The sequence below is a fragment of the Blautia sp. DFI.6.71 genome (assembly GCF_020593585.1).
Classification (GTDB): Bacteria; Bacillota; Clostridia; order Lachnospirales; family Lachnospiraceae; genus Blautia_A; species Blautia_A wexlerae.
In genome coordinates, this window is sequence record NZ_JAJDMJ010000007.1 from 1 (window position 1) to 12602 (window position 12602).

Consider the following 12602-nt stretch of genomic DNA (forward strand, 5'->3'; position numbering starts at 1 on the left):
TGGAATAGCCGTTCCGCAGTAGCGGAACTGGCATTCCGTTTGAGCGTAATTTGCATTATAAAAATAATAAGGCATTTTCTTACCTCACAGAATTAATTGATTCATATTGCAAAATAAGTGATGAAAATCATAATGCACAAATTGCATTACTATATGCTGGATGCCTTTATATCAAAGAAAAATATACTTCTCTTGTCTTATAAGAAGGATTTTTCTCAAACTTTTCCACACATTCACATAATGTATCTAAAATCTGTTCACGCGCATTCGCTGGCCATTTTTCTGGCTTCTCAGCTGTTTCTTTCTCATAATACATTTCACTGCCCTTCCCTTCATATAAAATTAAAAGCAATTCTTTTCATCTTGAATCAAAATCAACATGATTATATTATATCCTCAGAATCTGCTTTTTTCCAGCAAAATAACGCCCCAGCCATAAAGCCAGAGCGTTACATACTTTCCATATCAAATTACCTTAAACTTTTTCTGTGCCATCGACTTTTCCTTTATAATTTATCAGTCTCCAAAATTTCTTTTTTCGAATCTTAATTTTCTGCTCTTCAGCACTATATTCAGCTTGATAAAAAGTAAAATCTGATAATTCGTCCTTATGCTTTATCAGCTTAGCCAGAATCTGTTTTTTATCATATTCACTGGTTCTGATTCCAAAGATAACACCTTTCAAAAGGTTCCAATCAAATGACATATTCTGCTTTTGAGGAACATCAAATTCACCAAATGTATTTGACACAGCTACCCTAAATTCCTTTTCATGTTCCCAGTTTTTTGTCTTGCGATAGGTTTTCGCATCATAGATCTTCCAGTAACGTTTTCTCCATTCCTCTACATCAGAAAATGCTTCATAACAGGAACTGACGCCGTCTACTCCAAGTAACCATTCTCTTATTTGAACCATAGTCAATCGTCCTAATGTCTGGAAAAAATTACATTCAATGGACTCTCCACCATAAGAAATTGCTCTTACATCAAGAGGAATATGTCGCCCTCCTACCTTAAGTTTTGCCTCGTCACCTGTATCATAAATCAGACATACACCCTTATGACAATCTGCATAGTTTCCCCACATAGCAGAATTATCATTTTTTTTAGAAAAACAAACAACATAGCTTTTGGGGTATATCATATCCCTCAACTGAGCCACAAACACTTTTGGAAAATCAGCCATAACAATTAACCACTTTCTATGCTGTTGAACTACTGAATTGCCATCATTATTATATATTTGTTCTTCAGAGCCTTTACCATGAAGAAATATGTCGTTTTCTGCACCTTTCATTATATAGGAGAATTCCTTCATTTCCTCGAATATTTCTTCCATAGATTCAATTGTCTGGACACGCATTTTTTCATTAGAAAAGACTTTCTTTATTGCATCTACTAATTTTTCCACAGAAAGTGAAAAATTAAGAAGTTTAATCTGTTTCTCAGCTTCCTCTGCAGGTACAAATTTATTTTTCTTAAATTCTTCCAGACACCTAATTAGTGCATTATTATGAATATAAAAAAGAATATATTGAAGTTCCTTTTCTGATACTTTCAAACAATTGTCACCATAAACTCCTGCCAGATTTTGTACATCTGTATCCGTTATGAACTCTTCTCCTAATTTCAATAAAATTTTCTCAAAAAAGTTATTTTTACAGCAATGAACATCTGCAACCAAAGTACCATGATATAACGCTTCATCATCGGCTTTCAGAATATAGAGTTCCAGTGCACGCGCTACGCTATATATATAATGTCTGAACAATCCCTCCCAGAAAACACGTACAAACCCTTCCAACGGATCATTTAACTCTTCTTTCGATGCAAAATGAAAAGTGCCATTTTCAATTTCTAATAATGCACTGCTTATTGAACGGTAGTGGTATAATTTGATTTTTTCCTTCTTTCGATAAATTATTCAAATAGTTATGATGAAGTCTGCTCTTCATAAACCATGGATTGACATGCAGCTTCCTATACGAAAGCTTAATACCTATCTTCTATTTTTTCTTTGTGAATATCCATTTAGGTATTATTACCGTCTCATAACCAACTCTCTCACTTCGAACATGTAGTAAAAAATCTATCGTACCAGATAAGGAATGTTAAAACTGTCCAGATTTTACGGCTGTTATCTGCTTTTTTATCTTTATGGTCGTTCAGGAGCTGGAGCAGTTTCTCTGTATGGAAAAATTCTTCTGCTTCTTTCGAGGTAAATAAATCTGTTACCATCTGATACCAGTCATTCTGCCGCAGCCACACACGGATTGGAATGGGAAAACCAAGTTTCTTCCGTTCATTGGTTTCCTGTGGAAGAAATTCTGAAACAGCTTTGCGGAAAATATATTTGGTTGTACCTGCTGCAATCTTGGCTTCTTTCGGAAGCTTTGCTGCAAAGTTAAAAATTTCTTTATCCAGAAATGGTACCCTGACTTCCAGGGAATGTGCCATGCTCATTTTATCTGCTTTCTGCAAAATATCGCCAGGAAGCCAGTAGTTCAGATCTACAGACTGCATTTTTTCCATGTCTTGAAGTGAGTCTCTGTTTTCTGACTCAAGCTCTTCATAAAATTGACTTAAATATTCCTGCGTGGAAGGTCCTGTTACTTTATTTTTCAAAATCTGTTCTTTCTCTTTTTCACAGTAAATATATGCATTTCCGATGAAGCGTTCTTCTACTTTCATTCCTGCGCGGATAAGGAAATCCCGTCCTTTCACGTCTGGCAGCTTTGCAGCCAGTTTTCTGACAGCGCGTCTGAGCACGAACGGAATCCAGGCAACTTTCTTTAATGCTTCAGGTTCTCTGTAAATATTGTATCCACCGAAAAGTTCATCTGCGCCTTCCCCGGAAAGGACTACCTTAACATGTCCGGCAGCCTCTTTGGAAAGAAAATAAAGTGCAACTGCAGAGGCATCCCCAAGTGGTTCATCCATATGATACATCACATCTGGAAGGGCATCCCAGAATTCCTGCTTGGATATGATTTTTACATGGTGTTTCAAACCTACTTTTTCTGCCACTTTGGCAGCTTTGTTTACTTCACTATATCGGTCTCCCTCATCAAACCCCACTGTAAATGCCTGATCTGCACCGGAGGAAGATGCCAGATAACCGGAATCCACTCCACCTGATAAAAATGCGCCGACTTCCACATCACTTAACATATGATGCTTCACTGAATCCTTTAAAATCTCGGAAAGCTGGCTCCGCAGCTGCGCCATATTCGTCTTATGGTCCCACTGACCTGGTGTAAGCTTTGGTTTGAAATAAGTCTTTATTTCATAGCTTCCGTTTTTATATAAAAGCATATGTCCAGGCATCAGTTTATAAATTCCCTTAAAGAAGGTCTCTTCCAGAGGAGAATATTGAAATGACAAATACTGCTCCAGGGCCTTCTGATTTACTTTTCTTTCATAGCCTGGAAATACAAGAATACTCTTAATTTCAGAAGCAAATACAAAGTGTCCATCTATTTCGGCATAGTACACAGGCTTAATTCCAAAGAAATCCCTTGCAAGCATCAAAGTCTGCTCTTTTTCATTCCATACTGCAAACCCAAACATTCCCCTGAGCTTATCCAGTGCCTTCTCCCCATACTGTTGAATGGTATTTACCAGAACTTCCGTGTCAGAATGGGTACAGAAAGAAATGCCGGAAGCCTCAAGTTCTGCCCGCAGTTCCTTATAATCATAGATTTCCCCATTAAAAACAATATGCAGGTTTCCGTCCGCACTTTCCATAGGCTGCTGCCCATCTTCTAAATCAATAATACTAAGTCTTCGAAAGCCCAGCGTAATCTTCTCCCTGCAAAAAGAGCCTTCACTATCCGGGCCTCTATGTTCAATGGCTTTCATCATCCTTTCAATTACTGTCTTCTGATCCTGTCTGTAACCTGTAAATCCACAAATCCCGCACATTTTTTCCTCCGTATCCATTTGATGTAGTTTAGACACTGCAACGACTTTTGTTACAGTCCAAAATTATTTTTACCGATATTTTATCATAAAAATGTCTGTTTGTTGTAAAATAAAAATGTCTTTTTTATCAAATACTTATATTTCAAAATAGCTTTTATATCTCATATAACATTTTATAAAAAAAGAAATGTTTTCCATTCCCTTATTTGCTTACGGAAAACGTTTCTTTTCATTTACTCTTCATAAAGATTTCCGTTCTCATCGATCCAGGTTCCGTCTCTGTTATTGTAAAGGACTCTGGATTCTTCATCGCCTTCACCTGCTGCTACAATTTCCATTCTGTTCATCGGAGATGTATTATTCCAAAGAACAAGCATAATTTGTAAGTCGTTTTGAAGATGTATTATTTTTAAAGAACAGAATAAAAAATAAAACTCAACGTTGTTTGATCGTAGCCTTTTTTGCATTAGCATTATCAACTATATTCTCTTTAGTTGGTCTTGATAACGTTATAAATTATGGCTATCGATATATGGGATACTTTGCCACTGTTACATTTATTATTCCATTGTTGACAATCGGGAGATATAAAAATAAAAAATCTGAAAAATTAACCAAAAATGGAGAGCATCAGCTATGACCTCTGTGCTTCTGTAATCTTACAGATACCGGGGTGCTGTCAGCGGGTAATCTCTTCCATCAGTTCAATCCAGCCCTGAAAATGTTGCTTTCGTTTTATCGACCGCTATTTTACAATTTTTTCATAAAATAATATCGTACAGGACTTTCCGATGTATAATGAGTTTTAGAAAAAATTACAAAGGAAAGTGACTCTGTACGACAAAGGCATTATACAACGAAAAAGCACTGATTGACAGACTTCATCAATATTATTTTGACAGATTTTCTGTGACTGGCAGAAAAAAGTTCCGCCAATGATTGATTATTGAAAAAAATCTCAAATAAGTGATTTTTTTCTTGTATAATGTATATCTATTTTTGATATAACTATCAACTGTTCAATATTCCTGTTATAAACTTAACAGCTACGGTTTTAGCATGAATAAAAAAGTTGCAATACAGCAGGCCGTTTATAAAAGATTTTTTATTCAGCCTTTATAGCCCAGCGCATCTTTGTGGAACGAGCTCTTGGGTTCTGTGTGCACTCTTTGGCTGAGGGGCGGATCACATCTTTTGCATAGTCTGAGTAGATTCCCTCCTTGTATCCTGATTTAAGCGCTTTCTTTACCAGCTTGTCTTCACCGGAATGAAAGGTAAGGATTGCCACACGTCCGCCCGGACGCAAAGCATCCGGAAGCTTCTCCATAAATTCATACAGTACTTCGAACTCATGGTTGACATCAATACGTAATGCCTGGAATGTTCGCTGGCAGGTCTTCTTAATTGTCTCTTTCTTTTCCTTTTCAGGAAGGAAATCAAGAGTTTTTTCGATTACCTGACGCAGTTTTGTGGTAGTATCAATATGATTTCCCCTGCGGATCTCATCGGTAATGGCTTTGGCGAGTTCCTCACAGTATGGTTCATCGGAGTTTTCATAAAGCATTCCCGCAAGCTCTTCTCTGGAAATGGTATCCAGACGCCGGGCTGCACTGATGCCGGTTTCCTGATTCAGGCGCAGATCCAGAGGTCCGTCTGTTTTAAATGAGAAACCTCTTTTGGGGTTATCAATCTGCATGGATGAAACACCGAGATCTGCCAGAATAAAGTCAAATCCTCCAACCTCTTTGGCAATCTCATCAATGGTGCAGAAGTTCTGAAGCTTTACTGTCAGCAGTTCTTCCCCGAATCCCTGCTCTGCCAGACGTTTCTTTGTTTTGGCGGATTCCTCAGGGTCTACATCTGTTGCATAAATATGGCCCTTGCCATTCAGACACTGAAGCATCGCTTTCGTATGGCCGCCATAGCCCAATGTAGCATCAAATCCGGTTTCGCCCGGCTGGATATTAAGAAAATCAAGGATTTCCTTAACCATAATGGAGATATGCATTCCCGCCGGGGTATTTCCTTTCTGAATCACGTGTTCAATGGTATCTTTATATTTCTCAGGCTGTAATTCCTTGTATTTCTCTTCGAATTTCTTCGGATATTTTCCTTTATAACGGACACGTCTTTTATGTGGTGTCTGGTTCTGGTTTTCCATAAAATCCCCTTTTTGTTTTTTATTCCTGTGTGATACCAGTTACTTCATAGCCGGCTTCTTTGATCACTTCGCGGATCTTATCCTCGTCCAGTTTCTCCGGAGCATGGATCACTGTGGTTCCTTTTTCATGGGAGGAAACTACATCTTCCACTCCAAATGCCTCTTTTACTGCCTTTGTCACATGTGCTTCACAATGTCCACACATCATTCCTGTTACGTTTACTGTGATTGTTGTCATTTCTTTGTTCTCCTTGTTTTCTTTTATATTTTCCTGATCTTTTGGATCATGAATTTCACTGTTGCAAAAGTCTGGATTCTCTGCCTTTAGACTTTTGTTTTCTGTTACGTTTTTCATTTCTGCATTAGCTGAAATATAATGGATTTCTTCCACATTCTGTTTTATTTTTTTGTCTCTGGAAGCATCATGTACCTTAAAGAGATTCAGTCTCAGTGCATTGGTTACCACACAGAAACTGGAAAGGCTCATGGCAGCTGCACCAAACATGGGGTTCAGTGTCCATCCGAAAATCGGAATCCATACACCGGCTGCCAGTGGAATACCGATCACATTGTAGAAGAATGCCCAGAAAAGATTCTCATGGATATTTCTCAATGTTGCCCGGCTTAAACGTATGGCAGCAGGTACATCACTGAGCCGGCTCTTCATTAATACCACATCTGCGGCATCAATGGCAACATCTGTTCCTGCACCGATTGCAATACCGATGTCTGCCCTGGTAAGTGCAGGGGCATCATTGATTCCGTCTCCTACCATGGCAACCTTTCCCTGTTCCTTCAGAGAACGGATCACACTTTCCTTGCCATCCGGAAGAACACCTGCAATTACATCGTCCACTCCTGCCTGTGCTCCGATCGCTTTTGCTGTGCGTTCATTATCACCGGTAAGCATTACTACCCGGATTCCCATGTTCTGCAGTTCTTTTATTGCCTGAGGACTGTCCTCTTTTATAACATCTGCCACTGCGATCATGCCGAGAAGCTTCCCGCCTTTTGCAAAAAGAAGTGGTGTTTTTCCTTCTCCTGCAAGTTTTTCTGCCTGCTTCATCAGTTCCGGTGATACAGAGGTTTCATTGCTGATAAATTTCATATTTCCGCCTGTAAGCACTTCACTGTTTAATGCTGCACGAAGACCGTTTCCAGGAAGAGCCTGAAAATCAGAAACCTTCTGCAAAACAATCTTTTTCTCTTCTGCTCTGGCAATAATGGCTTTTGCAAGAGGATGTTCACTCTTCTTCTCAAGTGCATAGGCATAGCCTAAAAGCTCTTCCTCTGAGATTCCCTTTGCAGGAACCATATCTGTCACCTGCGGTTCACCCTTTGTGATAGTTCCTGTCTTATCTAATGCAACGATCTGGATCTTACCTGCTTCCTCCAGGGATACTGCTGTTTTAAACAGGATTCCGTTTTTGGCCCCCATTCCGTTTCCTACCATAATGGCAACCGGTGTGGCAAGCCCAAGGGCACAGGGACAACTGATGACCAGAACAGAAATACCTCTGGCAAGTGCATATCCGAACTCTTTTCCTGCCAGCAGCCAGACAATGGTGGTGACAACCGCAATACTGATAACTGTCGGAACAAAAACTCCGGAAACCCTGTCTGCGATTTTGGCAATAGGTGCTTTTGTTGCAGCCGCATCACTGACCATCTTAATAATCTGGGAAAGAGTAGTGTCCTCGCCTACCCGGGTAGCTTCGCATCTGATAAATCCGGACTGGTTTACGGTTGCAGCAGAGACTGCATCTCCCGGATTCTTGTCAACAGGAATACTCTCCCCTGTAAGTGCCGCCTCATTGACAGCACTGTTTCCCTCAAGGACCACTCCGTCCACCGGAATGTTCTCACCGGGACGTACCACAAAAACATCACCTTTTCGGACCTGTTCGATGGGCACCGTAGCCTCCTGTCCGTTCCGGACAACAACTGCTGTCTTAGGTGCCAGCTTCATCAGACCTTTCAGCGCATCCGTTGTCTTTCCCTTAGATCGGGCTTCTAGCATTTTTCCAACTGTGATCAGGGTAAGGATCATGGCTGCAGATTCAAAATAGAACTCCATCATGTAATTCATAACTGCTGCAGAATCTCCGTCCACCTGTGCCCTTGTCATTGCAAAAAGTACATAAACACTCCACAAAAAGGATGCCATGGAACCAAGTGCCACAAGGGTATCCATATTTGGTGCACGATGCCACAGACTCTTAAAGCCACTGATAAAAAATTTCTGGTTAATGACCATTATGATTCCGGCGAGAAGAAGCTGCACCAGTCCCATGGCAATATGATTATCATTAAACCATGCCGGAAGAGGCCAGCCCCACATCATATGTCCCATGGAAAAATACATCAGCACAAGCAGAAAGCCTACAGATGCGATCAGCCTTCGTTTCAGTGCCGGTGTTTCATGGTCTTCCAGTGCCTCCTCTGCCGCAGAAGCAGATATCTGTTCTCCGGATGCCCCCTTTAAGGATGCTCCATAACCTGCATCCTGTACTGCCTTGATGATCGCACCTGCACCGGCAGTTCCCTCTACTCCCATGGAGTTGGTCAGCAGACTGACCGAACAGGATGTCACACCCGGAACCCTGGATACGGCCTTCTCCACTCTGCTGCTGCAGGCTGCACAGCTCATTCCGGTTACATTGTATTGTTCCATTTCTATTCCTCCTTACGACTTGTTGTTCCTTACCTGATATCTACTGCTCTGTTGCTTTGCAGTTCCCGGATCTATGTTCTGCTGTACTCTGATGCTATAACAGTCTGAACACAGCTTTCACTTCATCAGTTTCTGCAAAGTAGCCACCAGTTCATCGATCGTCTCATCCTTGCCCCCGCGGATATCTCTTGCCACACAGTTGCGGATATGGCTGGCAAGCAGTTCTTTGTTAAATGCGTTCACTGCTGCGTTGACTGCTGCGGACTGGATCAGGATATCGTTACAGTACGCATCATTCTCCAGCATACCAATAATCCCTCGGATTTGTCCTTCCACACGTTTAAGACGATTGATCAGCTTCTTTCTCTCCTCCTCAGAACGCATTGTGTGTTTTGGGCAACAGGGACAGACTTTTTTCTCCTGTGTATCTGCCATATGGGAAATCCTCCTTCTGATTTTTATGTACTCTCGGAATCTTTTTGTACTTGATTTTATGAGAAGATTTTTTGTCAGATGTGCCCGAATTTTTGAGGCGTACGCGGTGCGTACGTTGATAAAATTCGGGTGCATCTGGCGAAAAATCAGCCATAAAAGCAAGTGCAATAAAGACTCCGAGAGTACATTTTTATAAATAAGCTCTGTTTTATATAAATTTCTGAAACATATAACGATTTCAAAATACCCTTACGGGGTATCTTTACAGTAGTCACTATATACCCTTATGGGGTATTTGTCAATACTGTTTTTTCATATCGGAAACAAGTGGTGTGTGAACAGTAACAAAGATTACTGCGGACAGAGTAAGCAGCAGTAACACAAAAAAGAGCTCTCACAGAAAATAACCGCCGGTAATATTCTGCCGGCAATTATTTTTCGCGAAAGCTCAAAGACCTATACTCTATGCACTTTTCTTCTGACAAAATAAAAACAGGTGACCTGCATAATGATCGTCAGCATCCAGGATGCAGGATAGGAAATAAACAGAACAGCCAGTGATCTGTGATGCGGGAATATTCCAAATATCCATACGATCCTGGTTCCTACTGTTCCGATCACTGACAGGATCATTGGAACGCCGGAATGTCCCATTCCACGCAGGGCACCCGGAAACAGATCCATAATCCCGCAGAGAAAATAAGGTACGGTAGTGTAAGACAGGATTTCCAGTCCGCAGCGGATCACTTCCGGATCGGCAGTATAAATCTTAAGAATCTCAGAACCGAAGAAATATGCACCGCATCCAAGGGAAAAGGAGGTAACTACGGAAATAATAAGACAGTCGACCAGAACCTTATCCATACGTTTAAATTTATGCACACCATAGTTCTGACTGGTAAAGCTCATACATGCCTGTGTGACAGAGTTCACCGCCACATACAGAAAACCGAAAATATTATTGGCCGCCGTATACCCTGCCATGGCGGTCGATCCAAAGGAATTAACCGAGGACTGAAGCAGAGCATTTGACAGATTCATGACTGTGCTCTGGATCCCGGCCGGAATCCCAACCTGGAAAATCTGTTTTAAATAAACAGTATTGATCCTTAATTTTCCAAAATGAAGCTGGTAGCTGGTTTTCGATGTACGCAGACATCTGAGTACCAGAATGCAGGAAATTAACTGGGAAATCACAGTAGCAATGGCTACGCCCGCCACATCCATATGAAACATGATCACGAGGATCAGATTCAGTACTGCATTTACAATACCGGAAATAACCAGAAAGATCAGTGGACGTTTCGTATCTCCTACAGCCCGCAAAATTGCAGCTCCATAATTATAAAGCATAAAAAACGGCATACCCAGAAAATAGATTTTCATATACAGTGCAGACTGTCCGATCACATCATCCGGGGTACCCATCAGTTCCAGAGCCCATCTGGAAAAAATCAGTCCCACAAATGCCATGACGATACCGCTTACCAGTGCAAGAGTTACAGCCGTATGAACGGTATCTGACATTTCACGGTCTTTTCCTGCCGCATAGAACCGGGCAGCAAGTACATTCGCACCAAGTGAGATACCAATAAACAGATTGGTAAACACATTGATCAGTGCTGTGGTTGAGCCTACGGCTGCAAGTGCCTGACTTCCGCTAAATCTTCCCACCACTATGATATCCACAGCATTAAACATCAGCTGCAGGATTCCGGACAGCATCAGCGGCAGTGAAAAGGAAATCAGCTTGTCCATGATGGTTCCGTTACACATATCTATTTCGTATTTATTTTGTTTCACTTTTATCTTCCACCCTTTATATCCAAATTGATATGGGCTTCTGTAGAAGTCCTTTATATTACTGTTCGTAAACAGTTAGTATTTTTCAATGTTTTTATTCTGCAAGGCTTCCGAAATAATAGAATCCCTTGCAGGTATCCAGTTTTACTTTTACATATTTACCGATCAGATCCTGACATCCCGGGAAATGGACCAGAAGGTTATATTCTGTTCTTCCTGTAAAGATACCTTTTTCTCTGCTTTCCTCCTCTACGAGGATCTCCTGAACAGTTCCCTCGAAACGGGAAGAAGCCTTTCGGCCTTTTTCCTGAACCAGAGCCAGAAGACGGTCAAAACGGTCTTTTACTACATCCTCAGGTACCTGATTCTCCATTTTGGCAGCAGGTGTGCCGCTTCTTTTGGAATAAATAAAGGTAAACGCAGAATCAAAATCGCATTTTTCCACAACGTCCAGAGTATCCTGGAAATCCTCTTCCGTTTCTCCCGGAAAACCTACAATGATATCTGTAGTAAGGGAAATATCCGGTACGGCATTACGGATCTTGTCTACAAGTTCCAGATACTTTTCTTTGTCATAACGGCGGTTCATGATCTTTAAGATTCGGCTGCTTCCGGACTGCATGGGAAGGTGGAGGTGATGGCACACTTTTTTGCTCTCTGCCATTGTCCGGATCAGTTCATCAGACAGATCCTTCGGATGGGAAGTCATGAAACGGATTCTCTTTAATCCTTCAATTGCTTCCACCTGTTTCAGAAGCTGTGCAAAAGTAACCGGATGTTCCAGTGTCTTTCCATAGGAATTAACGTTCTGTCCCAGAAGCATAACTTCCGTTACACCATCAGCCACCAGACCCTTGATCTCTTCTATGATCGCCTCCGGTTCGCGACTCTTCTCTCTTCCTCTTACATATGGTACAATACAGTAACTGCAGAAATTATTGCAGCCAAACATAATATTGACACCCGTTTTAAAGGAATATTTACGGTCAGAAGGCATACCCTCCACGATTTCATCAGATTCCTTCCAGACATCAATGATCTGTCCCTCCGTATTTAAGCTTCTGTAGAAAAGCTCCGGAAACTTATGGAAGTTATGGGTACCGAAAACCAGATCAACAAAAGAATATTCTTTGTGGATCTTCTCAATTACTTCCGGCTCCTGCATCATGCAGCCAAACAATATAATCTTCAGTTCAGGATTCTTTTTCTTAATACTTTTCAGATGGCCAAGATGACCGTAAATCTTCAGGTTTGCATTCTCCCGGACTGTGCAGGTGTTATAGATGACAACATCTGCATCTTCTTCTCTGGATACTTCTGTATAGCCCATACGTTTCACGATACCGGCCACTGTATCCGTCTGCAGGGAATTCATCTGGCAGCCTGCATTCTGGATAAAGAAAGCTGGCGCCTTTTCATATTTTTCCTTCACAAGCTCTGTACATTTATTGATATATTCTAACTGTATTTTACTTTCCTGTGTATTATTATTCACTATTGATTCCTCATCTTTCTGTTTACAACATTTCGGGGCACTCTTTTTATCATACAGAATCTATGGCTTTATGTCAAACGCTAATCTCTGTTTTTATTACTTTTTATTTT

At 41.0% G+C, this 12602-nt stretch carries 8 protein-coding genes; all 8 read right to left on the reverse strand.

The features are described from left to right. Positions 1-166 precede the first annotated feature (166 nt). Positions 167-316 (reverse strand): hypothetical protein, encoded by a 150-nt coding sequence (locus LJE12_RS04990; RefSeq protein ID WP_227292105.1) that lies wholly within the window; start codon positions 314-316, stop codon positions 167-169. A gap of 159 nt (positions 317-475) precedes the next feature. Beyond that, positions 476-1771, reverse strand: coding sequence for a DUF2971 domain-containing protein (locus tag LJE12_RS04995; protein WP_227292106.1), 1296 nt, complete (start codon positions 1769-1771; stop codon positions 476-478). 293 nt (positions 1772-2064) lie between these two features. Further along, positions 2065-3924, reverse strand: a complete 1860-nt coding sequence (asnB, locus tag LJE12_RS05000; protein WP_118615057.1) for an asparagine synthase (glutamine-hydrolyzing) — start codon at positions 3922-3924, stop codon at positions 2065-2067. A 1105-nt stretch (positions 3925-5029) separates the two neighbouring features. Further along, positions 5030-6085 carry a 16S rRNA (cytosine(1402)-N(4))-methyltransferase RsmH gene (gene rsmH / locus LJE12_RS05005; RefSeq protein WP_227226782.1) on the reverse strand — a complete coding sequence of 352 codons (1056 nt, stop codon included), beginning with the start codon at positions 6083-6085 and terminating at the stop codon, positions 5030-5032. A gap of 19 nt (positions 6086-6104) precedes the next feature. Then, a complete protein-coding gene (locus tag LJE12_RS05010; RefSeq protein ID WP_227226781.1) occupies positions 6105-8759 on the reverse strand; it encodes a heavy metal translocating P-type ATPase in 2655 nt (884 codons plus the stop codon). A gap of 117 nt (positions 8760-8876) precedes the next feature. Next, positions 8877-9194 carry a metal-sensing transcriptional repressor gene (locus LJE12_RS05015; RefSeq protein ID WP_128867656.1) on the reverse strand — a complete coding sequence of 106 codons (318 nt, stop codon included), beginning with the start codon at positions 9192-9194 and terminating at the stop codon, positions 8877-8879. A gap of 456 nt (positions 9195-9650) precedes the next feature. After that, positions 9651-10970 (reverse strand): MATE family efflux transporter, encoded by a 1320-nt coding sequence (locus tag LJE12_RS05020; RefSeq protein WP_227226788.1) that lies wholly within the window; start codon positions 10968-10970, stop codon positions 9651-9653. 121 nt (positions 10971-11091) lie between these two features. After that, positions 11092-12492 carry a tRNA (N6-isopentenyl adenosine(37)-C2)-methylthiotransferase MiaB gene (gene miaB / locus LJE12_RS05025; RefSeq protein WP_227226780.1) on the reverse strand — a complete coding sequence of 467 codons (1401 nt, stop codon included), beginning with the start codon at positions 12490-12492 and terminating at the stop codon, positions 11092-11094. Positions 12493-12602 lie beyond the last annotated feature (110 nt).

What these genes read in the sequence shown, in the direction of transcription:
- LJE12_RS04990 (WP_227292105.1), bottom strand. Translation starts at nt 316, where the DNA reads ATGTATTATGAGAAAGAAACAGCTGAGAAGCCAGAAAAATGGCCAGCG.
- asnB (WP_118615057.1), bottom strand. Translation starts at nt 3,924, where the DNA reads ATGTGCGGGATTTGTGGATTTACAGGTTACAGACAGGATCAGAAGACA.
- rsmH (WP_227226782.1), bottom strand. Translation starts at nt 6,085, where the DNA reads ATGGAAAACCAGAACCAGACACCACATAAAAGACGTGTCCGTTATAAA.
- LJE12_RS05015 (WP_128867656.1), bottom strand. Translation starts at nt 9,194, where the DNA reads ATGGCAGATACACAGGAGAAAAAAGTCTGTCCCTGTTGCCCAAAACAC.
- LJE12_RS05020 (WP_227226788.1), bottom strand. Translation starts at nt 10,970, where the DNA reads ATGTGTAACGGAACCATCATGGACAAGCTGATTTCCTTTTCACTGCCG.
- LJE12_RS05010 (WP_227226781.1), bottom strand. Translation starts at nt 8,759, where the DNA reads ATGGAACAATACAATGTAACCGGAATGAGCTGTGCAGCCTGCAGCAGC.